This window comes from Rhodococcus sp. DMF-1 (assembly GCF_021441945.1).
Taxonomy (GTDB): domain Bacteria; phylum Actinomycetota; class Actinomycetes; order Mycobacteriales; family Mycobacteriaceae; genus Rhodococcus; species Rhodococcus ruber.
This window is the reverse complement of the sequence record NZ_CP090442.1, coordinates 5448378-5473829: the sequence shown is the minus strand read 5'-3', so window position 1 is coordinate 5473829 and position 25452 is coordinate 5448378. Positions and strand designations below refer to the sequence as shown.

The window sequence follows — 25452 nt, the reverse complement described above, 5'->3', positions numbered from 1 at the left end:
TCCTCTCGGATGGGCGGTTCGGGGGCTTCGTGATCGCGGTCACGTTCCTGATAGAAATGGTGGTGTCGCAGCCTCACCCGGTGAAGGTTGCGTTCATTTCGTTCAGGTGATGTCGCGCTCACGAGGCGGACCCACCGGCATCCGGAAGGAGTACGCCCGTGCCGCCGACCGCGCACCGGCCGTCGATGAGCGTGGCGCGTCAGCTGCTGGTGCTGCAGCTGGCGGTGCTCGCCCTGGTCATCGCCGCAGGCACCGTCCTCGTCGGGATCGACGAACGCCGCGACAGCGACGACGCCACCCGCCGCACCGTCCTCGGCATCGCCGAGGCTCTCGCGGGCTCCGATTCGACGGCCGCGGCGTTGCGGACGCCGGATCCGACGGCGGTGCTGCAGCCGCGCACCGAACGGATCCGCGAGGCGACCGGTACCGATTTCATCGTCGTGATGGCGCCGGACCGCACCCGGTACACCCACACCGATCCCGCCATGATCGGTCTGCCGTTCAGCGGCAACATCGACGCTGCGCTCGACGGCACGGCGTTCACCGAGACCTACGCCGGTTCGCTCGGCCCGTCCATCCGGGCCGTGGCGCCGATCCTCGACGGCGGGCAGGTCGTCGGTCTCGTCTCCGTCGGCGTCACCCGCGCGCGGGTCGCCGACCAGTTCGCCCGCGGGCTGCCCGCCCTACTCGGTCTGTCGGCCGCGGCCCTGGCCGTCGCCGCGGCCGGCGCCGTGCTCGTCAGCCGGCGCCTGCGCCGCCAGACCCTCGGACTCGCGCCGGACGAACTGCGCCGGCTCTACGAGCACCACGACGCGGTCCTCCACGCGATCGGGGAGGGCCTGATCGTGATCGGCACCGACGACCCCGCCCGCGTGGAGGTCGTCAACGACGAGGCGCGGCGCCTCCTCGGTCTCGGCGACGGCCCGGTCACGACGGACGATCTGCCCGAGGCGCTGCGGGTGGCCGGCCCGGACGCGGACGCCCGCGGTGACGTACTTCTCACCGAGGACCGCGTCCTGGTCGTCGACCGCAGCCCGGTGCAGTGGGAGGGCCGGCGGATCGCCACGGTGACGACGTTGCGGGATCGCACCGAGCTACGTACGGTGCTGGGCGAACTGGACTCGGTCCGCGGTTTCGCCGACGCGCTGCGCGCACAGGCACACGAGTCGGCGAACCGGCTGCACACCATCGTCACGATGGTCGAACTGGGACGTCCCGAGGAGGCGGTCGCGTTCGCGACGGAGGAACTGCGCCTGTCGCAGCAGCTCATCGACCGGCTCACCGCGTCGGTGCAGGAACCCGCACTCGTCGCCCTGCTGCTGGGGAAGATCAACGACGCCGCCGAACGCGGCGTCGAACTGACCGTCACCGACGACACCGCGCTGGGCCCGACCCCCCTCGGCACCCGCGACCTGGTGACACTCGTCGGCAATCTGGTGGACAACGCCATCGACGCCGCCCGGGCCGTCGACGAACCGTGGGTGGAAGTGACGATACGACAGGATGATTCGAACATGATCGTCGAAGTGGCGGACAGCGGACCGGGGATGTCGCCGGAAACCCTCGCCCGCGCCATGACGCGGGGCTACTCCACGAAGGCAGACCACCACGGCCTGGGGCTGGCCCTCGTCGCGCAGGTGGTGACGCGGCACCGCGGCACCCTGCGTACCGAGCCGTCGCTGGGGTCGATGGTCGTCGCCGAGATCCCCCTGCAGACCGAGCACGCAGGCGGCGCACCGTGATTCGCGTCCTCGTCGTGGAGGACGAGCCTCGCATCGCCGACGCCCACCGCGCGTACGTCGATCGACTGCCGCAGTTCACGGTCGTCGCCGTCGCCGGCACCGGCCGGAACGCGCTGCGTGCCGTCGCGGAGGCCGCGAAGGCCGGTGAGCCGGTGGATCTGGTGCTGCTGGACATCGGGCTGCCCGACATGAGCGGCCTCGACGTCGCGGCGGCGCTGAGCGGGATCCGGCCGAGCCCGGACATCATCGCCGTGACCTCCGCGCGCGACCTCGAGGTCGTTCGCACCGCCGTCGCCCGGGGTATCGTGCTCTACCTGCTCAAGCCCTTCACCTTCGCCGCCCTGAGCGACAAGCTCGACCACTACCTGGCCTACCGCGAGGCGCTCGGCGCGTCCGGCGCGGCCGCCGGCCAGCACGACATCGACCGGGCGATGGCGGCGCTGCGGACCTCCGATCCGCGTGCGTCGTCCCCGAAGGGCGTCGCGCCCCACACTCTCGATGCGGTCGCCCGGTGTCTGCGGGAGGCGTCGGGCCCGCTGACGGCCGCCGAGGTGGGCAGCGCAGTGGGCGTGTCGCGGGTGACGGCGTGGCGGTACCTCGAACGCCTGGCCGACGACGGCGTCGCCGCCCGGCACACCGAGTACGGTCGCGCCGGCCGTCCGCAGATCCGCTACGCCCCGCGCTGAACGAGGCGCCGCCCCGGGGAGCCGCCCGTGGACCGAATGTCACATTGCGTCGATGACATCGACGCAATGTGACATTCGGCCACCAGGCATTCGGCCACCAGGGCGTTGGGCCACCAGGGCGTTGGGCCACCAGGGCGTTGGGCCACAACAACGTTCAGGGACGATATGCGCCCGACGTCTCGAGGACCCACGCGAACTCGAAGGCGACCTCGCGCCACTTCTCGTACCGGCCGGACACGCCCCCGTGGCCGGCGCTCATCTCCGTCTTGAGCAGCAGCGGCGCGTCGCCGGTCTTCGTCGCGCGCAGCTTGGCCACCCACTTGGCCGGTTCGACGTAGAGCACCCGCGTGTCGTTGAGGCTGGTGATCGCGAGGATCGCCGGGTAGTCCTTCGCCTCGACGTTCTCGTACGGGCTGTACGAGCGCATGTACTCGTACACCTCGGGGTTGTCGAGGGGGTTGCCCCACTCGTCCCACTCGATCACCGTGAGCGGCAGCGACGGGTCCAGGATCGAGGTGAGCGGGTCGACGAACGGCACGTTCGCGAGGATCCCGGCGAACAACTCCGGCGCGAGGTTCGCCACCGCACCCATGAGCAGTCCGCCCGCACTGCCGCCGTCGGCGACGAGGCGGTCGGGCCGGGTGACGCCGGTGTCGATCAGATGCCGGGCGCAGGCGACGAAATCGGTGAAGGTGTTCTTCTTCGCCAGCGTCTTGCCGTTCTCGTACCAGTGCCGGCCCATCTCGCCGCCGCCCCGCACGTGGGCCACCGCGAAGACCATCCCCCGGTCGAGGAGCGACAGCCGCGCCACCGAGAAGCCGGGGTCGATGCTGGCCTCGTACGACCCGTACCCGTAGAGCAGCACCGGCGCATTCGCGGGCGCACCCTTGCGGGCCACGATCGACAGCGGGATGCGCGTGCCGTCCTCTGCCACCGCCCAGTCCCGGCGCTGCTCGTAGTCCGACGGATCGAAGTCACCGAGCACCGGCTGGGCCTTGCGCAGCAACAGTTCTCCGGAGTCGACGACGTAGTCGTAGACGCGGCTGGGGGTGATGAACGACGTGAACCCGAGCCGCAGCATCGGCTGGTGCCATTCCGGGTTCGCACCCGGACCGACGGCGAACAGTTCCTCGTCGAACTCGAGTTCGGTCAGCTCGCCGTAGCCGTCGGCGGTCAGCGGCCACACCGCGAGCCGGGTCAGCGCCTCCCGCCGGTAACCGAGCACGAGATGCCCGGCGAACGCGTCGACGTCCTCGAGGCGCACGTCGTGCCGGTGCCCGATCAGAGTGCGCAGAGCAGACGGATCGTCCACGGGTGCCTCGGCGAGAACGAAGTTCTCCGCCTTCTCGCGCGTGATCTCACCCGTCGCGTCGTCCACCACCTCGACGACGTCGTTGTGCATGACCAGGAACCGGTCCTCGCCGCCGACGACGGCATGCTCGGCGCCGTACTCGACCCCCTCGCGCCGCGGCAGCAGCACCCGGAACTCGCCGGTGGGGTCGGCGGATTCGAGGACCCACCCCTCGGTCGTGATCTTGGATCCCACCCAGATCATCAGGTACTTCTCGCTGCGGGTGGTGCCCACGGACACCCAGAACCGCTCGTCGGGCTCGTGGAAGACCCGGACGTCCTCGGTGTGGGACGTACCCAGACGGTGGCGCCACACGGTGTCCGGTCGCCAGGACTCGTCCACGGTGAGATAGAAGATGTGGCTGTGGTCGATCGCCCACGTCGCGCCGGGTGCGGTCCCGGGGATTTCGTCGGCGAGCAGCTCACCGGTGCCGAGGTTCTTGAACCGCAGCGTGTAGCGCTCGTCGCCGACGACGTCGACCGAGTAGGCGAGCAGCGTCCCGTCGTGGCTGATCGAGAACGCACCGAGGGAGAAGAACTCGTGCCCGGCGGCCTCGACGTTGCCGTCGAGCAGCACCTGCTCCCCGGGCAGTTCCACACCCGGTGCCAGCTCCGGCGGATTCCAGTCGTCGGGGTCGGAGATCGGGCAGCGGCACTGGATGCTGTACTGCTTGCCCTCGGCGGTCCGGGCGTAGTACCACCAGTCCCCCATGCGGGTGGGCACCGACATGTCGGTTTCCTGCGTGCGGGACTTGATCTCCTCGAAGATCTTCTCCCGCAAGGGCGCCAGGTGCGCGGTCTGCTTCTCGGTCCACGCGTTCTCGGCCTCGAGGTGGGCGATGACCTCGGGGTTCTCCTTGTCGCGGAGCCACTCGTACTCGTCGACGAACGTGTGCCCGTGATGCACCCGCTCGGACGGCACCCGCTTGGCGATCGGCGCGGTCATGCGCTCGGCTCCAGCCAGTCGGAGAACGACAGACCCGAGATCCGTTCGTAGGCTTCGATATACCTCTCACGGGTGGCGTCGACGATGTGCTGCGGCAGGGGCGGCGGCGGGGTGTCGGAGGTGCGGTCCCATCCGGACTCGGGACTCGTCAGCCAATCGCGCACGAACTGCTTGTCGAAGCTGGGCTGCACCTTGCCCGGCTCGTACCCCTCGGCGGGCCAGTAGCGCGACGAATCCGGGGTGAGCACCTCGTCGGCGAGGACGAGGTGCCCGGCGCCGTCGAGTCCGAACTCGAACTTCGTGTCGGCCAGCAGGATGCCCTTGTCCGCCGCGTACATCGCGGCGCGGCCGTAGATGTCGAGGGTGTCCTCGCGCAGCTTCACGGCGAGATCCTGGCCGACCTTGTCGACGACCTCGTCGAAGGTGATGTTCTCGTCGTGGTCGCCGAGTTCGGCCTTGCTCGCGGGAGTGAAGATCGGATCGGGCAGCCGGCTGGCCTCCACGAGGCCGTCGGGCAACGGGACGCCGCACACCCCACCGGTCCTCCGGTAGTCGATCAGGCCCGATCCGGTGAGGTAGCCGCGGGCGACGCACTCGATCGGCACCATCTTCAGCCGTTTGACGACGAGGGCGCGGCCGAGGACCTCGGCGGGGATGCGGTCGTCGTCGGGCTCACCGGCGAGGTGATGGTTCACCTCGAGCAGGTTGAAGAAGAACACGCTCATCGCGGTGAGCACCCGGCCCTTGTCGGGAATCGGGGTGTCGAGCACGTGATCGTATGCCGAGATCCGGTCGCTGGCCACGAGGAGCAGGTGCTCGTCGTCTATGACATACAGGTCCCGGACCTTGCCGCCGGCGAGGTGGGGGTAGGACTCGAGTGATGGACGCACGGTGCCACCCTAGTGCGCCGCCCGGACCTGCACGGCACCCCCGCCCGATCCCGGGATCGTTCACGACGACAATGATCGTGACCGGAACCCCACCCCGAACAGGAGCGTGATGTCGGCGGCACCCCGGATCGACGTGGGTCTGCGCTCGGAACGCGGACCGATTCTCGCGGCCCTGATGCTCGCCACCGCGCTCGTCGCACTCGAGAGCACCGTCCTGGCCACCGCCGTTCCGACCGTCGTCGCGGACCTCGGTGGCTTCACGCAGTTCCCGTGGCTGTTCTCGAGTTACCTGCTCACCCAGGCCGTGCTCGTGCCGGTGTACGGCAAGTTGTCGGACGTGTACGGGCGCAGACCCGTGCTGGTGTTCGGGATCGCGCTGTTCGCCCTGGGCTCGGCGCTGTGCGCGCTGGCATGGAGCATGCCGGCCCTGATCGCGTTCCGCGCGGTACAGGGACTGGGCGCGGGGGCCGTGCTGCCGATGGCGCAGACCATCGCCGGCGACATCTACACCGTCGCCGAACGCGCGAAGGCCCAGGGCTACCTCGCGAGCGTGTGGGGCATGTCGGCGATCGTCGGCCCCGCCGTGGGCGGGGTCTTCTCCGACTTCGTGTCGTGGCCGTGGATCTTCTGGATCAACCTGCCGCTGTGCGCGCTGGCCGTGGCGGTGCTGCTGAGGGCGTTCACCGAGTCACGGCCCTCCGGGCCGCGGCGGCCGGTGGACCGGGCCGGTGCCGCGACGCTCGCGGCGGGCTCCGGACTGCTGATCCTGGGTCTGCTCGAGGGTGGGCAGGCCTGGGCGTGGGCGTCGGCGCCGAGCGTCGGGGTGTTCGCGGCCGCCGCGACGCTGCTGCTGCTGTTCGTGTGGGTGGAGCGACGCGCGGCGGAGCCGATCCTGCCGCCGTGGGTTTTCGCCCGCCGCGTCGTGCTCACCAGCAGCGCGGTCGCTGCTCTCGTCGGCGCCGTGGTGCTGGGCCTGACCTCCTACGTGCCGGCGTTCGTGCAGGGGTCGCTGGGCACCACGGCGCTGGTGGCGGGATTCACCCTGTCGACGATGACGATCGGCTGGCCGCTCGCGGCGGCGCGCTCCGGCTGGTTCTACCTGCGGATCGGGTTCCGCAACACCGCGATGATCGGCTCCGTCCCGGTGCTGGCCGGCACCGGCCTGCTGACGCTGCTCGACGAGCGGTCACCGGTGTGGCAGGTCGCGGGGTGCTGCGTACTCGTCGGTCTCGGGATGGGCCTGATCGCGAGCCCGGCGCTGATCTCGGCGCAGTCGAGCGTGACGTGGGCCGAGCGTGGGGTGGTGACGGGGGCGTACTCGTTCGCCCGCTCGATCGGCAGCGCCGTCGGGGTCGCGGTCTTCGGGGCACTGGCGAATGCGGCCGCGCACGACGTCGCCGGCTCGGGACCGCTCGCGCCGGAGCAGCTCGCCGACGCGGTGGCGCCGGTGTTCGTCGCCCTTCTCGTGACCGCGGTGGCCCTGGCCGTGACGGCCGCCACGATGCCGAACCGGCCTGCGGAACAACCCGACCCCACCTAGATTGGAAAGGCTCACCTAAGGTGTGGGGTATGTCGAACGAAGACGGGCTGCTGCCCAGCGTCATCGAAGTCGCGAAGGTCGAGGACATCACCCCCCGCATGCGCCGCGTCACGTTCGCCGGACGCGGCGTCGAGGTCTACGCGAGCGACCCGACCCGGGTGCCCAACATCAAGCTGATCTTCCCGCGCGCGAACGGTGACCTCGACCTGCCCGTCAACACCGGCGGCCGGCGCCTCGAGTGGCCCGACCCCACGCTCAAGGCGCAGGTCCGCACCTACACCGTGCGGCGACTCGACCCCGCGGCCGCCGAGATGGACGTCGACTTCGTCCGGCACGGCGACGAGGGCCTGGCCAGTGCCTGGGCGGAGCGGGCCCGTCCCGGCGATCGCCTCGCGGCGGCCGGCGGCGGCGGGATCGTCGCGCCCCCGGCCGACTGGTACCTGATCGTCGGCGACGAGACGGCGCTGCCCGCGATCGGCCGCATGCTCGAACGCCTCCCCGAGGGCGCCCGGGGCACCGCCGTCGTCGAGGTCGCCGACGAGGGCGAACACCAGGACCTGCGCTCCCCCGCCGACATCGAGATCCGCTGGGTGCACCGCGACGGCGCCCCCGCGGGCACCACCACGCACCTGACCGACGCGGCGACCGCCGTGCCGATCCCCGACGGCGAACTGAAGCGATTCGCGTGGGTGTCGGCCGAATCGAAGACCGTGCTGCGGATGCGCAGCTACCTGCGCCACGAGGCCGGCTTCGACCGCCGGTCCACCCTCGTCATCGGCTACTGGCGGCACGGCATGACCGAGACCGGGTACGGCCGCACCACCGACCACGACCGGGACTTCACCGAGCACGACGCCTGAGCCGGGCCGAGCGACTCGGGCCGAGCGGATGTATCGTCCCCCTCCTCAGCGCCGGCGGGCGATACATTCGCTCGGCCGCAGGCCGCTCAGGGCGACGAGTCGGGCCCGTGCACCTGGTCGTGCAGGGCCTCCATCCGGACGTCGAGGTCGCGGGCGGTCGCGGCCGCCGCGCGCAGTTCGTCGAGCAGTTCGACGGGCACCGCCTTGTCGTACTTGTAGAAGATCTTGTGTTCGAGGCTGGCCCAGAAGTCCATCGCGACGGTGCGGATCTGCAGTTCGACGAACACCGGCTGCACGCGGTCGGACATGAAGACGGGGACCTCGACGATCGCGTGCAGGCTCCGGTATCCGTTGGGCTTCGGGCACGCGATGTAGTCCTTGACCTGGACGACCCGGATGTCGTGCTGCCCGGTGATCAGGTCGAAGATCCGGTAGACGTCGGAGACGAAGCTGCAGGTGATGCGGATGCCCGCGATGTCGTAGATGTTGTCGCGGATCGCGTCGAGGGTGAGCGGCAGGTTCTTGCGGACGGCCTTCTCGACGACCGATTCGGGGGTCTTCAGCCGCGACTTGACGTGCTCGATCGGGTTGTGGTCGTGGGCGAAGCCGAACTCCTCCCGCAGGATGTTGATCTTGGTCATCATCTCGTCGATGCCGAACTTGTAGACCATCAGGACGCGGCGGAACTCCCGCTGGAGCGCGATCTGCGGCGGGTCCAGGTGGAGCTGCGCGGGCTCGAGTCGTGGTTGCCTCAGCTGCACGTCGTCAGCGCCGTCCACCGTTTCTGTCACCGTCTGTCTCCTCGTCGCCTTCCCGATCGAGTCTGCCAGGTCGGCCGAGGGTGGGGCCCGGCGACGACTCGGAGCCGCGGCGACGAGCGTGGGCGCGAGGCGCAGCGACCGCGCCGGAACGGCACGGTCGCTGCGCGCCCTCACGCGGGCACCGTCGTCACCACGGCAGCGGCACCCACCGGTCGAACAGCCAGAACCCGTGCCCCTGCGACCCGGGCTGCTGATGCTGCGGGGCCGGCCGCTGCGGGGCCGGCTGCGGCTGTTGCTGCTGGTGCTGCATCGGGGACGCCTCGGCGCTCGCGGCGCCGGCGCCCACCGCCGCCAACGCGATCGTCCCGGTCGCCGCGACCTTGCCCAGCTTCGTGTTCAGAACCTTCACGACTTCGCAGTCCTCTCGTCAGGGGCGAGGCGGTTCCCCGCCCGTCGGACGACTCGACACCGACTCGCGCAGCCGGCAGCAGGCTCGGGAAACCCTGACGTTCGGCTCCGAATTCGCGATGCCCGCCCGCGGTGGCCGCCGCGGACGCCCTGACCGTCCGTCCCGACGAATCGGATCCGGTACGGCTCAGCATGTCGTATCCCCCTCCGGCACAGCGAGATCGACGAGGTAGCGTGCGACAGGCAGGTCGATGCACCACTGGCCGCTCAGCACCACCCCGTGCTGGGTTCCGCGGTACGTGACGAGCACCGCGTCCAGTTGCTTCGCCAGGTCCACCCCCGCCTGGTACGGCGTCGCCGGATCCTCGGTGGTGGAGACGACGACGATCGGGGGCAGGCCGTCGACCTCCACGGCGTGCCGATCTCCCGTCGGCGGCACGGGCCAGAAGGCGCACGCACCGAGCGGCGCGTTGCCGGTGCCGCGGCCGTCGTCGAGGAACGGTGCCGCTGCACGGGACCGGGTGTCGAGTTCACCGGCCACCGCCGGGTCGGTCACGGCGGCGTCGTCGACGCACCGCACAGCCGCCATCGCCTCGCCGGAGTTCGAGTACGAGCCGTCGGCGAACCGGCCCTCGTACATGTCGGCCAGCAGCAGCAGCGTGTCGCCCCGGCCCTGCTCCAGCTCGGTGAGTCCGGTCCGCAGGTACTCCCAGCCCTGCGGCGAGTACAGGGTGGCGACGACACCGCTGATCGCGTTCGGATAGCTCAGTCCCCGCGGATCGTCCGTGGCCGCGGGACGGTCGATGAGGGGATCGACCAGCGAGCGGAACCGCGCGACCGCGGCCGCGGGATCGGCGCCGAGGGGGCAGTCCTCGCGGGTCGCGCAGTTCGCGGCGAACGCGTCGAATGCCTGCTGGAAGCCGGCGGCCTGCCGCACCGCCTCCTCGACGGGGTCCTGCTGTGGATCGAGCGCCCCGTCGAGCACCATCGCGCGTACGTTGCCGGGGAACGCCTCCGCATAGGCCGAGCCGAGCCGGGTCCCGTACGAGTATCCGAGGTAGTTCAATCCCGCGTCGCCGAGCGCGGCCCGGATGACGTCCATGTCCCGCACCACGTCGCGGGTGCCCACGTGTGCGAGCACGTCGGTGCCGGTGCGTTCGGCGCAGCGCGCCGCGTACTCCCGGCTCTTCTGCTCGGCCCGGGCAATGCCCTCGGCGGTCATGTCCACCACGGGATCCTGCCGCCACGCGTCGGTCTCCTCGGATGTCAGGCAGTCGATCCGCGGCGTCGACGCCCCGATTCCGCGCGGGTCGAATCCGACGACGTCGAACCGCTCGGCGAGTTCGGTGCCGTCGGCGACGACGGCCGTCCCGAGCCCGGAGGCTCCCGGTCCGCCCGGGTTGACGAGCAGTGATCCGATCTTCTCTCCCGTCGCCCGCGAACGGGACAGGGCGACCTGCGCCGTATCGCCCTCGGGGCTCTCGTAGTCGATCGGCACGGTCACCCGCGCGCACTCGAGCCCGGCCCCGACCAGGTCCGACCCGTCGGTGCTGTAGCCGTCGCACGACTCCCACCGGACCTGCTGGGTGTAGAACGGTTCGAGGCCGGGCGGGATCTCACCGGTCGTGGAGGCGAAGCCGGTGGCGACGACCGGAGACGAGAACCCGCCCACGATCAGGGCCGTCGCCGCTCCCGTTGTGGTCACCAACTGCAGGACCCGTTGCCGGATCCCGCGTTCGCCGTTCGACGCCATGAATCGACCTGCCCTCCAGTGGTACTCGACCGGAGGAAGCAGATCCCTCCGCGGACCACTACAGGGTCGGCGCCGACGGCGCTCGGTACCACCACCCCGAGGGTGCCGATGGGCACCCCCTCGACGGCACCGCGCGGCCCGCTCGTGCGGTCAGCCGGGTCGCTCGGCGATGCGCTTGATCGCCTCGAGGCGACGGTCCCACTGCCGTCCGATCGAGTCCAGCTCGCCGGCCAGTTCGCCGAGCCGGGTTCCGATTGCCCGGTAGCGGATCTCCCGCCCGATCCGGAACGACTCCACGAGCCCGGCGTCGGCGAGGACGGTCAGGTGCTTCGCGATCGCCTGACGGCTGACCGGCAGCCGCTCCGCGAGCGCACTCGCGGACAGGTCCTCGGCGCCGATCGCGGTGAGGATGTTCCAGCGGGTTTCGTCGGCCAGTACCGCGAGCACCGCCGGAACTCCCTTCGCCACATCGTTCACCGGGATTCCAGGAACTCCACCAGATCGCCGAGTTCGGCGCGCCAGCCGTCGACGTTGCCGTCGTGGGCCGCCTGCGGGTCGACGAGCTCCTCGAAGCCGGTTTCCACCAGGGTCAGCCGGGTGCCGCCGTCGATCTCCGCGAGGTCGAACCGCACCACCGTGGAGTTACCCGGCACCGGGTCCACGTTCGCGTCGCGGGCCCAGCGGTAGACGAGCGTCTTCGGCTCGTCCACATGCTCGACCAGGACGCGGAAGGGACCGTGGTCGTGTCCCGTCCAGCCGAACGCGCCCGCGCCTCCGGGCGATGCGTCGAATTCGATTCTGTCGCCGAACCATTGCGCGATCAGTTCGGGTTCGGTCAGTGCGGCCCATACCTTGGTGGCCGGGGCCGCGATGTCGATGGTGCGGGTGATGTCGAGCGGGGCCATGATCGCCTCCAGTCCGGGGATACGATTTGTGCAACTCCAGGGTTGCGTCTCTCTCCCCAAACCGCAACCCCGAAGTTGCACTAATTCGGGTCTTCGCGGCGCCGGGCCGTCTCTCAGAGCTCCCGGTCGACGACGAGCATCTGGACGGCCCCGAACCAGGGGACGATCCGGCCCGGCAGGGCGGCAATCGGCTCGAGTCGATGCCCGAACCGCGCCGCGGTGAACAACCGGCCCCGCACCTGGGCCCGGCCGTGTCGACCGCCCAGGCGGCGCAGCTCTCGCCGAGAAACGTAGCGTGCGGCCGAGTACGGCGCTCGTCGGGTGGGCCGATCGATCCACCCCCACGGGCTGGTGGGGTTGAGGGTGAGCGCGACGATGCGCCCGCCCGGGCGAGTGATACGGGCCATCTCGACCAGCACCGCCGCGGCGTCGGTGAATTCGAGGGTCGCGATCGTGACGGCGGCGTCGGCAACGGCATCCGGCACGGGCAGGCGAGTGGCGTCGGCGCGCACGAGCCGGGCGGGTGCCCGGTCGGTCGCGACGGAGAGCATGCCCGCCGCGAGGTCCACACCGAGCATTCGGGCACCGCGGTGGGCGAGATGGCTCACGAGCCGGCCGGTCCCGCAGCCGACCTCGACCACGGTCCGGCCGGCCACGTCGGGCAGGACCTCGTCGACCGCGTCGCGCTCCACCGCCCAGGCGTGGGCACCCCACGGGGTGTCGAACCAGGTGTCGTAGTCCCGCGCCCGCGCAGCGCCGGTCGTCATCCGTCGCTGCGCGGGGGCGTGGGGGTGCGGAACGTGGACATGCCGTCGGGTTCCCCGCATCCGAGCCCCGAAACAACGGCTCGCGCCGGACCTCGGCTGCGGGTACGCCGTCAGTCGAAGTCCGGAACGGCGACGGTGTCGGAGACCACGCTGTAGACGAGCAGCAGGACGCCGTTGTCGAGGACCTTGCAGTCGCGGAGGTCGAGGGTCGCCTGCGCCTCGACGGAGTCGAACAGGCGCCGGCCCGAGCCGACCAGCACGGGGTAGACGGCGAGCCGGTACTCGTCGACGAGTCCCTGACTGCGCAGGAACTCGACGAGGCTGCCGCTCCCCATGACCAGCAGGTTCTTCTCGGCCTTGAGGGCGCGGATCCCCTCCGCGACGTCGCCCTCGATGCGGGTCGCGTTCCACTCGAGTTCGGTGAGCGTGGTCGTGGCGACGTGTTTGGGAATGTCGTTCATCTGCGCCTTGGACGCGTCGTCCTCGCCGGGATGATCGGGCCAGACCGCGGCAAACTCCTGGTAGGTGGTGCGGCCGAGGAGCAACGCGTCCGCCTCGTTCAATTCGCCGTCCTTGAACGCGGCGATCGTGTCGTTCCAGTACGGGAACGTCCACGCGGGGTTCTCCATGACGCCGTCCGCAGAGACGAACTCGGTGACCGTGACCTTGCCCATGACATCCACTCCTCTTCGGCTTGCCCCGTCCGCGCGGACGGGCGTGCTGTCTCGGATACAGACCGGCCGGCTCCGCCGAACTCATCGCGGCACGGACCGGACGGACTCAGACGACGCGCTCGAGGCTAGTGCCCTCGTCGAGCCGGCGCAGCGTCCGTAGGCCCGCCCACAGCAGCGCGGTGACCACCAGCCCGACGGCGCCGTACGCGGGCAGCGCCGCGGAGATCGGCACCAGCGTCGCCACACCGCCCGCGACCACCGCGCCGACGGAGGCGCCGGCGGTGACCTGCGCCGCCCACACCGCGGCGATACGCCCGCGGTACTCGTCGGGAGTGTGCTTCTGCACCGTCGCATACCGGACGATATCGGTGAGCGCGTCGCCGAAACCGTGCGCGGCCAGACCGATCAGCGCCACCGCGACGGTCGCGGTGAGGCCCGCCCCGACGAGCCCCGCGGCGGAGACGGCCATGAGCACGAAGATCGCCTGTCCGGACCGGCGGAGACGACCGGTCCAGCCGCTGGTGAGGGAGCCGATCACCGCGCCGACCGCCGGGGCGGTATAGAGCAGTCCGACCACCGACGGTCCCGCGCCGAGCACCTCCGTCGCGTACTCGGGGACGAGCACCGACCAGCCGGCGAGCAGCATCGTCACGAACCCGCACACGAGCACGCCGCCGATGACGCGGTTTCCCGCCGCGTAGCGGAAGCCGCTCGCCACCGAACGCAGCGGCGACTCGTCGGCGACGTGGGCCGGTGGCAGCGCCGGCAGCCGGGTGATGCAGAAGGTCGTGATCGCGGTGGTGAACGCGGCCAGCGCGTAGGCCACCCCGACTCCCCCGGTCGCGATGACGACGCCGCCGAGCGCCGGCCCGATCATCGCGCCCAGGTCGCCGGTCAGCGCCATGAGGGCGCCGGCGGCGGCCATCTTCTCCCGCGGCAGCAGGCTCGGTGTGACGGCCATCAGCGCCGTTGCGGAGATGCCACCGCACACACCGTCGATCACCGCCGCCACGTAGACGACCCACATCTTCGGATCGGGCAGGAACGCGTTGACCGCGAGCACCGCGAACGCCACACCCGCCGTGCCGCGCGCGAGCGCGATGACCCGGCGCCGGTCGTAGCGGTCGGCGAGCACCCCGCCGGCAAAGGTGGCGGCGAACGTGGTCACGCCGAGCACCGCCGACACGGCGGCGACCTGCGCGGTGGACCCGGTGAGCCGATACACCTGCAGGGGCACGGCCACGACGAGGAAGCCGATACCGAACAGCGACACGATCCGGGCGGTGAAGATGTAGCGGAATTCGCGGCTGGTGCGCAGCGGGTCGACGTCGAGGACCAGCCTGTCGATCAGGGCCACGGCCGGGTCACCGCGGGGTGAGCAGGTCGTACCACGCCTCGAGCTGCGGTTCGGTGGCCAGGGAGACGAAGTCGACGTCCGCGCCGGCGTCACGCCACCGCTCCACGAGCGCCATCAGGCGCACCGAGTCGAGGCCCTGGTCGACGAGGCTGACCGCGGGGTCGAGTTCGTCGGCCTCGATCTCGAGAAGCCGCGCGACGTCGGTGCGGATCGTCTCGCGGTCCACGGTGCCGGACTGTGCTGACATGTGATCACTCCTTTTCGGGTGCAACGGGTACGGGGATGCGCGCGGCCGCGGCGAGGGCCTGGACCCAGCGCCGGGCCACGAGGTCGACGGTGTGCTCGTCGAGCACCTCGGCGGGCGCGGCGAATTCGCAGTCGAGTACGGGACCCTCCGCGGTGTCCTCGACGACGGCGTCGACATGCAGGACGTGGTCGAGCGGCGTGGCCGGGTCGACGGAACCGCCGAGCGCGACGGCCTCGGGTGCGCCGGACCACGGGGCACCGGTGTCCTCCCCCAGCGTCATCCGGCCGAGGTAGTTGAACACCACCTGCGGTCGCCGATAGCGGTCGAAGGCCGGGTCCGGGGCGAGTCGGTGCAGCAGTCCGAACCCGATACCGTTGTCGGGCACAGCCTTCAAGGCTTCCGTGACGCGCGTGCGGACCGCGTGTGCGGCAGCCGCTTCGGCCAGGGCGTCCCCGGGGTCGATGCCGGACAGGTTCAACGCGACCGGGAACATCGAGGTGAACCATCCGACGGTGCGCGCGACGTCGGACCCGGGCACGATCTGCTCCTCGCGTCCGTGGCCCTCGAGTTCGACGCGCACGACGTCGCCGCCGCGGACCGAGGCCACCGCCACGGCGAGCGCCGCGAGCAGGGCGTCGTTCACGGCCCCGGAGGCGAGAACGTCCTCGGTGACCGGCACGGGGACCCGCACGTGCGTCGAGCGCAGCGCCGCGACCGTGTCGCGGACCGGGTCCAGCGGCCGCGCACCGAGCGGTGGTTCGACCGCGGGTTGCCATGCGGGCAGCGAGGTCCTGACCCGCTCGGAGCGCGCGGCCTCGGCGAGGCCGGTCGCCCACGCCCGGAACGACGTGCCCGGCGGCGTCAGCGCCACGGTCTCGCCGCGTCCGGCCTGTTCGACGGCATCGGCGAGATCCGGGACGAGGATCCGCCACGACACGCCGTCGATCACCAGGTGGTGCACGGCGACGAACACGCGGCCGGGGCGGTCCGGCCCGAAGTCGAACCAGATCACCTGCACCATCACTCCGGATTCCGGATCGAGTGCGCCGTAGGCGATTTCACGTTCAGCAGCGAATCGGTCCGCCCACCGCTCGGCGTCGACCTCGCCGACCTCGACGCGGCGCACCAGTGTCTCGATGTCCGGTGCGTCCTCGGGGACGGTCCAGCGCGGCCCGCCGTCGGTGACGACGAACCGGGACCGCAGCATCGGATGGGTGTCGAGCAGCGCCGCGACGGCCGTTCCGAGCACGTCCACGGTGAGGCCGACGGGTGCGACGAGCAGCCGGGCCTGCGAGAACCGCGCGAGGTCGCCACCCCACGCGAGGGCCTCCCACACGATCGGGGTGATCGGCACGTCGCCCGTCGCGGCGATCGCGGGCACCGTCGCCGGGACGGCGGGTTCGTCGACGGCCGCCAGCGCCGCGACGGTGCGCAGCTCGAACACCTGCCGGGCCGTGAGCCGGAGCCCGGCGGCCCGAGCGCGGGAGACGAACTGGATCGAGACGATCGAGTCGCCGCCGAGGGCGAAGAAGTCGTCGTCGATCCCGACGCGGTCGAGGCCGAGCACCTCGGCGGCCACCTCCGCCAGCGCGGCCTCCCGCGCGGTGCGCGGCTCCCCCGAACCGGCCAGCGCCCCGAAGTCCGGCTCCGGCAGCGCCTTCCGGTCCACCTTGCCGTTGGCGGTGACGGGGAATGCGGCCAGCACGAGCACCGCGGCCGGCACCAGGTAGTCGGGGACCCGCTCGGCGAGCACGGCCCGCACGGCGGCGGGGTCCACGTCGCCGTCGGGGACGACGTAGCCGACGAGGCGGCACACCCCGCGGTCGTCGGTGTGGGCGACGGCGACGGCGTCGCGCACCCCGCGCACCGCGGTCAGCGCCGCCTCGACCTCGCCGAGCTCGACCCGGAATCCGCGGATCTTGACCTGGTCGTCGCCGCGGCCGAGGAATTCGAGGGTGACCCGGCCGTCGCCCGCCGGGACGCGGCGCACGACGTCGCCGGTGCGGTACATACGGGCGCCGGGCGGACCGAACGGGTCGGGCAGGAAGCGGGTGCCGGTCAGGTCGGGTCGGCCGAGGTAGCCCCGGGCGACGCCGGATCCGGCGACGTACAGCTCCCCCGCGACGCCGACCGGCACGGGGCGCAGCATCCGGTCGAGGACGTAGGCGGCGGCGCCGTGTACGGCCCGGCCCAGGCACGGGGCGTCGGCGTCGGTGACCTGTCCGACGAGCGAGTCGACGGTGCATTCGGTCGGTCCGTAGAGGTTGAACGCACGTCCGTCGGTCAGCTCCCGCAGCCGCCGCCACAGCGCCGGGTTGACGGCCTCACCGCCGAATCCGACCGTGGCGGGGCGGTGCTCGCCGTCGAACAGCCCAGCCGCGACCATGCGGTCGAGGAACGACGGGGTGACCTCGAGGAAGTCGAGGGCGTGCGCGGCGACGTAACCGACCATCGCCTCGGGGTCGCGCATGGCGTCCTCGTCGAACACGTGCACGGCGTGGCCGTCGAGCAGCCACAGCATCGGCTGCCACGAGGCGTCGAACCCGAACGACCACGCGTGCCCGACACCCACGCTCGGCCGTCCCGCCGCCGCCACCGTGGGCACGTACAGGTCGGCGCGGTGGCTGTCGAACAGGCCGAGCAGGTTCGCGTGCGTGACCGCCACGCCCTTCGGCAGTCCGGTGGAGCCGGACGTGTAGATGACGTACACCGGATGCTCGGGCCGGAGCGGCGCGGTGCGCTCGCGGTCGGTGACGGGGACGGCCGGACGGACCGCGACGTCGGCACGAACCGACTCGTCGTCGAGGTCGAGCACCGGCACCGCACCGAGCACCGGTCGCAGCGTGTGCGCGACGCCGCCGCCGGTGACCACGACCCGCGGCCGCGAGTCGCCGGCCATGTGGGCGAGGCGCTCGGCCGGATACGACGGGTCCATCGGCACGTAGGCGCCGCCGGCGGCGTGCACGGCACAGATCGCGACCATCATCTCGGCCGAGCGCGGCAGGGCCAGGCCCACGAGCGCCTCGGGTCCGACGCCTTCGTCGATCAGCCGCCGTGCCAGCCGCGCCGAGGCGGCGCCGAGCTCGGCGAAGGTCAGGTGCTCGTCCCCGCACACGACGGCCGTCGCGTCCGGGGTGCGGGCGACCTGCGCCGCCAGGAGAGCGGGCACGGTGCCGTGCCCGCTCGACGGCGCCGGAGCGGTCGACGAGAGCTCGTGCCACCGTCCTCGCTCGGCCGGGCCGAGGACGTCGAGCTGCGCGACGCGCCGCGGCCGGTCGCCGGCGAACTGCTCGAGGAGGTGCACGAGCCGGCGGCCGATCTCGTCGGCGTCGCCGGCGGTGAACAGCGCCCGCTGATACTCGAGGGTGAGGGCGAGCTCGTCGTCGAGCCCGGCGACGAGCACCAGGGGGAAGTTGGTGGCGTCGTGGCCGCGGACGTCGGTGACGTCGAGGCCGCCGGAACGCTGCGCGCGGGCGAGGGCGTCGGTGTCGATCGGGTAGCTCTCGAACACGATGAGGGTGTCGAAGAGCTCTCCGACGCCGACGGCGCGCTGGATGTCGGCGAGTCCGACGTACTGGTGATCGAGGAGCCGGTTCTGCTCGCCTTGGACGCGGCGGAGCAGGTCGTCGGTGGGCTCGCCGGGGCGCAGCGCGACGCGCACGGGCACGGTGTTGATGAACAGACCGATCATCGTCTCGATGCCGGGCACGTCCGGGACGCGGCCGGAGACGACAGCACCGAAGGTCACGTCCGTGCGGTCGAGCCGGGCGCCGAGAAGGACCGCCCATGCGGTCTGCACCGCGGTGTTCACGGTGACGCCGAGGTCGCGGCAGCGGCGCTGCAGCCGCGCGGCCAGGCCGGCCGGAACCGGCACGGGAAGTTCGGCGGGCAACGTGGCGTCGAGCGACGAGCCGGCGGGGGCGAGCAGCGTGGGCTCCTCGACCCCGGTGAGTGCCTCGCTCCAGCGGCGCAGTCCGTCGTCGGTGTCGCGGTCGCCCAGCCAGGCGAGGTAGTCGGTGAACGGCCGGACCGCGGGCAGCGCAGCCGGATCGGCCCCCGCCCCGTACAGGGTGAACAGTTCCTGCACGAGCAGCGGCGACGACCACCCGTCGAGCAGCAGGTGGTGCGCGGCGACGATCAACCGGTGCCGGTCCGGCGCGAGGCACACGAGCGTGAACCGCACCAGCGGCGCGGCCGCGACGTCGAACCGGGTGGCGCGGTCGGCGGCGACGAGCTCGTCGCTGCGCTCCTCGACCGGCCGAATGTCACATTGCGTCGATCCGACCGACGCAATGTGACATTCGGCCACGGGGGCGGGGGTGGTCACGGGGGTGGGTGTGAGGGCGACGTCCGTCCACCGCAGGCCCGGGTCCCGGAGGACGACGCCGATCGGGTCGCCCGCCGCAGTGGTGCGGAACCCGGTGCGCAGATTCGCGTGCCGGTGCAGCAACGCGGCGGCGCTGCGCCGCAGGGTGTCCCGGTCGAGATCACCGCGCAGATCGAGGACGGTCTGCATCGAGTACACGTCGGTCCCGGTGCCGCCGTCGAGACCGGCGAGGAAGAACATCCCGCGCTGCAACGGCGTCAGCGGCACGACGTCGTCGATCGGGCCGAGTTCGGCGGTGAGCGAGTCCAGTTCCGTAATGGTCAGCCTGGGGTAGGTCAGATCCGACGGGGTGGGACCGCCGGCGCCGGGGGCGTCGGCGTGCCGGGCCAGCGCGGTCAGGGCCTCCACCCAGCGACGGGAGACGAGTGTGAGGGTTTCCTCGTCGAGGACCTCCGCCGCGGTGAATTCGCAGACGATCTCGGGTCCGGCGGGGCCGTCCTCGGTGACGGCGTTGATGTCCAGGACGTGGTCGAGCGGGGTGCCGGGATCGACGGCGCCGCCGAGCGCGCCCGCCTCCGGTGCGGTGGACCACTCCTGACCGGTGTTCTCCCCCAGCGTCATCCGGCCGAGGTAGTTGAACATCACGTCGGGAGAACGGTATCCGGGGAAGTTCCGCGTTCCCTCCGGGGCGAGCCGCCGCAGCAGCCCGAATCCGATGCCGTCGTCGGGCAGTGCCCGCAGCGACTCCTTGACCTGTGCGAGAGCGGTCCCGGTGGCGGCGGTTCCGGCGAGTGCCTCGTGCGGGTCGATGCCGGACACGTCGAGCACGGCGGGGTACAGGGTGGTGAACCAGCCGACGGTGCGGGACAGGTCGGCGCCCGGCACGACGTGCTCGGCGCGGCCGTGGCCCTCGAGGTGCACGCGCAGCCCGTCGCCGCCGCGTACCGACGTCACGGCCAGCGCAAGGGCGGTGAGCAGCACATCCGCGACGCCCGCCCGGTACGCGGCGGGCACGGTGGTGAGCACCTTCTCGGTGACCGCCACGGGGACTCGCACCTCGCGCGACCGGGTGGTGGCGACGGTGTCGCGCGCCGGATCCAGCGGGCGGGCACCGAGCCGCGGTTCTGTGGTTCCGGCGATCTGCTGCCAGTGCGGCAGGGACTGCGCGACGCGGTCGGACGCGGCGGCTGCCGTGAGCCCGAGCGCCCAGTCCCGGAAGGAGGTGCCGGCCGGCTCGAGGTCCGGCGCGGTGCCCCGCCGCGCCTGATCGACGGCGGCCGCGAGGTCGGGGACCAGGATCCGCCACGACACGCCGTCGACGACGAGGTGGTGCACGACGACGAACACCCGGCCCGCGGCGCCGGGGCCGGCGTCGAGGAACAGCACGCGGATCATCCGTCCGGCCGCGGGGTCGAGCTCCGCCAGGGCGCGAGCACGTTCGGCCTCGAACAGCGCCCGCCACCGCGGGCCGTCGAGGCCTGCCGCATCGACGCGGCGCACCGCGGTCTCGGGGTTCGGAACATGTTCGGGGACTATCCATTCCGCATCGTCGCCGGCCACGGTGAGCCGTGAGCGCAGCATGGGGTGGGTGCGCAGCAGCGCGGCGACGGCGGCGACGAGGTGCGCTTCGGTGAGCCCGGCCGGGGCGACGAGCAGGCGGGACTGCGCGAAGCGCCGCAGATCCCCTCCGTGGTCGAGGGTTTCGCGCACGATCGGGGTGAGCGGGACCGGGCCGGTGGCCGCGACGACGGGCCGCGCCGGCTGCTCGTCCCCGGTGTCGGCGTCGCAGGCCGCAGCGAGCGCGGCGACGGTGCGCAGTTCGAACACCTGACGCGCGGTGATCCGCACGTCGGCGGTGCGGGCGCGGGACACCAGCTGGATCGAGACGATGGAATCGCCGCCGAGGCTGAAGAAGTCGTCGTCGATGCCGACGCGGTCGAGACCGAGGACCTCCGCGAACGCGGAGCACAACGCCGCCTCCGTGTCGGTGCGGGCCGCACCGGATCCGGCGAGGGCACCGAAGTCCGGCTCCGGCAGGGCCTTCCGGTCGACCTTGCCGTTCGCCGTGGTCGGCAGGACCGGCAGCGGCAGGATCACGGCGGGCACCAGGTAGTCGGGCAGCCGGGCGGCGACCGCGGCGCGCACGGCCCCGGGATCCGCCGTTCCGGTGACGTAGCCGACCAGGCGACGCACGGCGCGGGCGTCGGTGTGGGCGACGACGACCGCGGCATCCACCCCCGGCACGGCACCCAGCGCGGCCTCGACCTCGCCGAGTTCGACGCGGAAACCACGGATCTTGACCTGGTCGTCGGCGCGGCCCACGTATTCGAGGGCGCCCCGCGCGGTGGCGACCGGGTCGGGTGACCACCGCACGGTGTCGATCGGGTCCGGTAGCCACCGCACGGTGCCGACTGGGTCCGGCAGCCACCGCACGATGTCACCGGTGCGGTACATCCGGTCCCCGGTGAACGGGTCGGCGACGAACCGCTCCCCCGTCCGGCCGGGCTGTCCCAGGTAGCCGCGGGCGAGACCCCCGCCGGCGACGTAGAGTTCCCCGGCCACACCGGGCGGCGCCGGCCGCAGCCACCGGTCCAGCACGTACAGCCGGGTGCCGGGGGGCGGACCGCCGATGGTGACGGTGTCACCGCCGATCCGGGTGTATGCGGCGTCGACGGTGCATTCGGTGGGGCCGTAGCAGTTGTAGGCCTCGACGCCGTCCGCGGCGCGCAGCCGCTGCCACAGCGCCGACCCGACGGCCTCGCCGCCGACGGTGACCGTGGCGGGCCGGTGGCGGTCCCCGTCGAGCAGACCGGCGTCGAGCAGACCACTCATCAGCACGGGCACGCAGTCGACGTGGTCGATGCGGTGGGTGCGCACGTAGTCGACGACGAATGCGGTGTCGCTGCGGTGCTCGTCGGGCAGCACGTGCAGGGTGTGCCCGGACAGCAGCCAGGTCAGGGCGGCGACGGCCGAGTCGAAGGCGAACGGGTAGGTGAGCAGCACCCGCCGTGTGCCCGATGCCGACGGCATGATCGTCTCTCTCTGTGCGGCAAGGAAATCGGCGAGATTGGCGTGGGTGACGACGACGCCCTTGGGGAGACCGGTGGAGCCGGAGGTGTAGACGACGTACGCGGTGTGGCCGGGGCGGAGCGGCCGGCGACGGTCGGCGTCGGTCACCGCGGCGGCGGGCAGTGCGGTGAGCCGGGCCTGCACGTCCGGATCGTCCAGCACGACGACGTGCGCACCACCGCCGGGGAGGGTCGCTCCGAGTTCCGCGGCGACGGCGCCGGTGGTGAGCACGACGCCGGGACGGGCGTCGGCGACCATGTGGGCGAGCCGGTCCGCCGGGTACGACGGGTCGAGCGGAAGGTAGGCACCGCCTGCGGCGAGCACCGCGAGGATGGCCTCGACGGTCGCGGCGGAGCGCGGCAGGGCCAGGCCCACGAGCACGTCGGGTCCGACACCGAGCTCGATCAGCAGCCGCGCGAGCCGCGCCGAGTTCGCTCCCAGTTCCGCGAAGGTGCGCTCCTCGGCGCCGCACACCACCGCGAGGGTGCCGGGCTCCCCCGGGGCGGGCAGCGCCGCGACGGTGCCATCCGCGGGAGCGGCCGGTGCGACGGACCACGTGCCGAGGACGCGACCGCGCTCGGCGCCGGTGAGCAGGTCCAGCCCGGCGGCCGGGCGGTCCGGCGCGGCGGCGAGAGTGTCGAGGATGTGGACGAGGCGGTCGGCGAGGGCGGCGGCGTCGTCCGCGGTGAACACACCGGGCCGGTAGTCGAGGGTCATGACGAGGGTCTCGGCGACACCCGCGGTGAGCACGAGCGGATAGTTGGTGGCGTCGCGGCCCTCGACGGCGGCGATCGTGACCCCGCCCGCGCGCTCGGCGCGGTCGAGCGCGTCCCGGTCCACGGGGTAGCTCTCGAAGACGGTGAGGGTGTCGAACAGCTCCCCGAGCCCGGTCTCCCGCTGGACCTCGGCGAGGCCGAGGTACTGATGGTCGACGGTGCGGGACTGCGCCAGCTGCACCTGTCGCAGCAACTCGGTGACGGTGGCGCGGGGATCCAGGCGCACCCGCACGGGCACGGTGTTGATGAACAGCCCGACCATGGATTCGACGCCGGTCAGTTCCGGCGGTCGCCCGGAGACGGTGGCGCCGAAGACGATGTCGTCGCGGCCGAGGAGTCCGGACAGCAGCAGCGCCCAGCCGGTCTGCAGGACGGTGTTGAGGGTGACGCCGGCGTCGCGGGCGAGGCCGGTGAGCCGGTCGTTCAGCTCGACCGGCACGTCGACGGCGAGTGCGACGGTGGGTGTGGTGGCGCGGGTGGCGCCGGGCGGGGCGACGAGGCTCGGTTCGGTGAGCCCGTCGAGGGATTCGCGCCACAGCGCGCGAGCGGCGTCGTGGTCCTGCCGGTCGAGCCAGCTGAGGTAGTCGCGGAAGGGCCGCACCGGGGCCAGCCCGGCGGCGGTGCCGCCGGCGGCGTAGATCTCGAGGAGTTCGCGCACCAGGATCGGGGTGGACCAGCCGTCGACGACGATGTGGTGGGCGGTGAGCACCAACCGCACGTCGTCGGGCCCGAATCGCACGAACAGCCAGCGGATCAGCGGTGGCCGCGCGAGGTCGAACCAGTCGCGCAGATCCTCGTCGAGCAGATCCGCGAGACGTCGCTCGGACTCGTCGACCGCGAAACCGGTGAGATCGACACTGCGCCAAAGCGCCTCGACACCGCGCACGACGAGCCCGGCGGTGCGGCCGTCCTTGCGGGGACGGAAACACGTGCGCAGGGCAGGGTGCCGGTCCAGCAGCGCCTGCGCGGAGGCTCGCAGGGTGTCCTCGTCCACCCGCCCGGTCAGGCGCAGCACGGACTGCACGGTGTAGGCGTCCGGTTCGACGGCTCCGGCGGCACGGGCGGCGTCGTCGGGCGCGGCGACGGTGCTGAGGTAGAGCAGGCCCTGCTGCAGCGGCGAGAGGGGAACGATGTCTTCGAGCGCGGAGGTGCGGGTCATGGCTGCCTATCGGAGCGGGTGTGCGACGAACACGGCCCCCGGGTCGCCGGACGCGGGGGCCGTGGGTGCCGGGAGGGCTACTGCTGCTGGTTCGCGGGCAGCGCGGCGAGCGCCTGATCGATGGAATCGAGTGCGAGCAGCGCGGTCTCGTAGGTCGCGGCGTGGGAGTGCCGGACCGGGACCAGGTTTCCAGCCTGCACGGCGGGCAGGGCCTGCCACAGCGGGGAGGCCATCAGCTCCTGCAGCTCGGGCGAGACGGACCCGTCGCCCTCGACGCCGTAGACGATGACGTCGACGTCCCCGAGGTTCCGGCCGATCTCCTCGACGGAGAGGTACTCGCCGTGCACGGCCTCGGGATCGGCGGGCTGACCGGGGAATTGCAGGTCGAGGTCCTGGAAGAGGTTGGTGGTGTACGAGGAGGCGTACTCGCGGTAGAACTCACCCGGCTCGGTGCCGCACACATTGCAGACCCCGGCGAAGGTCAGGTTCCCGAGGGTGCCGCGGTACTTGTCGGCGATCTCGGCGGCACGCGCCTCGTACTGTTCCTTGTACTCGCCGTACTCCTCGGAGACGCCGGCGGCGTCGGCGTACTGCTCGCCGAGCATGCGCCAGTCACCGGGGTCGGTCAGGCCGAGGAAGACCACCGGAGCGAGCGCCTCGAGCTTGGCCGTGTCGAGCTGCGACTGCACGCGCGCGGGCACGCCCATGATGATCAGGTCGGGTGCGGCGGCGGCCACGGCCTCGTAGTCGAGTTCGCTCACGGCTCCGTCCGGCGCCACCTTGGGCAGGGCCTCGTACGCGGCCTCGGTCTCGGCGTCCATGTTGTCGAGCTCGCGGGTCCACTCGCAGGCCGCAGCCAGGTTCGCCTCGGCCTGGAGCAGCGGCAGGACCGCGTAGCCGCAGGCGACGATGCGCTGCGGATCGGCCGGGATCTCGATCGACCCGTTCTGCGCCTCGAACGTGCGCGTGGTGCTCGCGCCGGACTCCTCACCGGTGCCGCTGTCGCTGCCGCATCCCGCGAGGCCGATCGCCAGCATCGCCGCCGCGCCGATCGCCGCCGCGCGGCGCACCCGGCCCAGTCCCTCAACCCGCATCGCTCACTCCCACATGTCTGTTCGCCGGGCACCTGCCCGAACTCAGTTGGTTAGGCTAACCGAACCTACTCTGCGCGCCAAGCGCTACGTCTCCGGACCACGGCGTCCCCTCACGCGTCGCGCCGGTCCGAGCCGCCGGCT

At 72.0% G+C, this 25452-nt stretch carries 17 protein-coding genes; 4 read left to right on the top strand and 13 right to left on the bottom strand.

Features of this window, described 5'->3' with window-relative positions; genetic code table 11:
• Nucleotides 1–185: 185 nt before the first annotated feature.
• Nucleotides 186–1742, top strand: coding sequence for a sensor histidine kinase (locus tag LZP97_RS25095; RefSeq protein WP_048772681.1), 1557 nt, complete (start codon nt 186–188; stop codon nt 1740–1742).
• On the top strand, nt 1739–2428 hold the full coding sequence (locus LZP97_RS25090; protein WP_017680607.1) for a response regulator: 690 nt from the start codon (nt 1739–1741) through the stop codon (nt 2426–2428). The genes LZP97_RS25095 and LZP97_RS25090 overlap by 4 nt, the downstream gene beginning before the upstream one ends.
• 154 nt (nt 2429–2582) lie before the next feature.
• Here LZP97_RS25090 and LZP97_RS25085 read toward each other — a convergent pair whose 3' ends face one another.
• Both LZP97_RS25085 and LZP97_RS25080 read right to left on the bottom strand, forming a co-directional pair.
• Nucleotides 2583–4724, bottom strand: a complete 2142-nt coding sequence (locus LZP97_RS25085) for a S9 family peptidase (protein ID WP_017680606.1) — start codon at nt 4722–4724, stop codon at nt 2583–2585.
• On the bottom strand, nt 4721–5614 hold the full coding sequence (locus LZP97_RS25080) for a phosphoribosylaminoimidazolesuccinocarboxamide synthase (protein ID WP_010593789.1): 894 nt from the start codon (nt 5612–5614) through the stop codon (nt 4721–4723). Before LZP97_RS25080 ends, LZP97_RS25085 begins: the two co-directional genes overlap by 4 nt.
• Before the next feature lie 109 nt (nt 5615–5723).
• On the opposite strand from LZP97_RS25080, the gene LZP97_RS25075 reads away from it, so the two are divergent.
• Together LZP97_RS25075 and LZP97_RS25070 are read left to right on the top strand one after the other, a co-directional pair.
• Nucleotides 5724–7154 carry an MFS transporter gene (locus tag LZP97_RS25075; protein WP_048772612.1) on the top strand — a complete coding sequence of 477 codons (1431 nt, stop codon included), beginning with the start codon at nt 5724–5726 and terminating at the stop codon, nt 7152–7154.
• A 29-nt stretch (nt 7155–7183) separates the two neighbouring features.
• Complete coding sequence (locus LZP97_RS25070) at nt 7184–8014, top strand: siderophore-interacting protein (RefSeq protein WP_017680603.1); 831 nt, start codon at nt 7184–7186, stop codon at nt 8012–8014.
• Nucleotides 8015–8100: 86 nt separating this feature from the next.
• Here LZP97_RS25070 and LZP97_RS25065 read toward each other — a convergent pair whose 3' ends face one another.
• From LZP97_RS25065 to LZP97_RS25015, 11 genes are all read right to left on the bottom strand, one after another.
• Nucleotides 8101–8769 carry a GTP pyrophosphokinase gene (locus tag LZP97_RS25065; RefSeq protein ID WP_371851025.1) on the bottom strand — a complete coding sequence of 223 codons (669 nt, stop codon included), beginning with the start codon at nt 8767–8769 and terminating at the stop codon, nt 8101–8103.
• Nucleotides 8770–8962: 193 nt separating this feature from the next.
• Nucleotides 8963–9184: a hypothetical protein gene (locus LZP97_RS25060; protein ID WP_017680602.1), complete on the bottom strand. Its 222-nt coding sequence runs from the start codon at nt 9182–9184 to the stop codon at nt 8963–8965.
• 186 nt (nt 9185–9370) lie between these two features.
• Complete coding sequence (locus LZP97_RS25055) at nt 9371–10936, bottom strand: alpha/beta hydrolase (RefSeq protein ID WP_040273982.1); 1566 nt, start codon at nt 10934–10936, stop codon at nt 9371–9373.
• A 150-nt stretch (nt 10937–11086) separates the two neighbouring features.
• Entirely contained in the window at nt 11087–11413 is a 327-nt protein-coding gene (locus LZP97_RS25050) for an ArsR/SmtB family transcription factor (protein ID WP_017680600.1), read from the bottom strand.
• Entirely contained in the window at nt 11410–11841 is a 432-nt protein-coding gene (locus LZP97_RS25045) for an SRPBCC family protein (protein WP_010593782.1), read from the bottom strand. Before LZP97_RS25045 ends, LZP97_RS25050 begins: the two co-directional genes overlap by 4 nt.
• A gap of 113 nt (nt 11842–11954) precedes the next feature.
• Nucleotides 11955–12608 (bottom strand): class I SAM-dependent methyltransferase, encoded by a 654-nt coding sequence (locus LZP97_RS25040; RefSeq protein WP_010593781.1) that lies wholly within the window; start codon nt 12606–12608, stop codon nt 11955–11957.
• A gap of 110 nt (nt 12609–12718) precedes the next feature.
• A complete protein-coding gene (locus LZP97_RS25035) occupies nt 12719–13282 on the bottom strand; it encodes a dihydrofolate reductase family protein (RefSeq protein ID WP_010593780.1) in 564 nt (187 codons plus the stop codon).
• Nucleotides 13283–13388: 106 nt separating this feature from the next.
• Nucleotides 13389–14639: an enterobactin transporter EntS gene (entS, locus tag LZP97_RS25030; RefSeq protein ID WP_048772614.1), complete on the bottom strand. Its 1251-nt coding sequence runs from the start codon at nt 14637–14639 to the stop codon at nt 13389–13391.
• A 7-nt stretch (nt 14640–14646) separates the two neighbouring features.
• Complete coding sequence (locus LZP97_RS25025; protein WP_048772617.1) at nt 14647–14886, bottom strand: phosphopantetheine-binding protein; 240 nt, start codon at nt 14884–14886, stop codon at nt 14647–14649.
• A 4-nt stretch (nt 14887–14890) separates the two neighbouring features.
• Nucleotides 14891–24217 carry a non-ribosomal peptide synthetase gene (locus LZP97_RS25020; RefSeq protein WP_048772619.1) on the bottom strand — a complete coding sequence of 3109 codons (9327 nt, stop codon included), beginning with the start codon at nt 24215–24217 and terminating at the stop codon, nt 14891–14893.
• Between the two features lie 77 nt (nt 24218–24294).
• A complete protein-coding gene (locus LZP97_RS25015; protein ID WP_010593776.1) occupies nt 24295–25311 on the bottom strand; it encodes an ABC transporter substrate-binding protein in 1017 nt (338 codons plus the stop codon).
• Between the last annotated feature and the right edge of the window lie 141 nt (nt 25312–25452).